The sequence below is a fragment of the Vibrio sp. 1402 genome, assembly GCF_033340275.1.
This window is the reverse complement of record NZ_JAWOWE010000598.1, coordinates 1-546: the sequence shown is the minus strand read 5'-3', so window position 1 is coordinate 546 and position 546 is coordinate 1. Positions and strand designations below refer to the sequence as shown.

Genomic DNA, 546 nt, shown 5'->3' with positions numbered 1-546 from the left:
ACAGAGGCAGAAACAGCAAGCAAGTGCTGCGGCAGCCGCTCGTTACCAAGACGGTAACGTGTTGGTGAAAGTCGAGAATTTTGATGGTTCTAACGTGATGTTCTCCGTCACAAACGTAGGTTCTCAAGGTTCATTACAGCCAAACTTCAACACATTTAGTGCATATCGCACCGAAAGTGGAGAGTTGGTCTATAAGTCAGAATCTTTGCTGCATCTGGCTGATACTGCAGGCAACACGCTGCAAACTATGGGCATTGCTGAGCTTTCATCCAAAGGTGGAAACAGCTTGTCGATCTCTCCAGGAGAAACTCGAAAATTCGTCACCAGTATTGCTTCAGAAGTCGCGCCGCACGCGCAATTAAGCTTAGAGTTTCCGGCCAAAGTGCTCAATACAGAGCGAGATTTCACGCTGTCGTTTTCCGACTCTATCGCGGTAGCAACGGCCAATGTGAATTAACGGAGAGAGAGAACATGACGAACAAACCCATGTTTGTTGAGCACATCAAAGACAGGCGAGCGACGCCTGTCTTTCAGTTATGAGCAAGC

Annotated in this window: 1 pseudogene; it reads left to right on the top strand. The window is 48.0% G+C overall.

Going from position 1 to position 546, the window contains the following annotated elements:
* A pseudogene (locus tag R7044_RS27450) lies at positions 1–457 on the top strand (hypothetical protein); the annotation flags it as partial.
* Between the last annotated feature and the right edge of the window lie 89 nt (positions 458–546).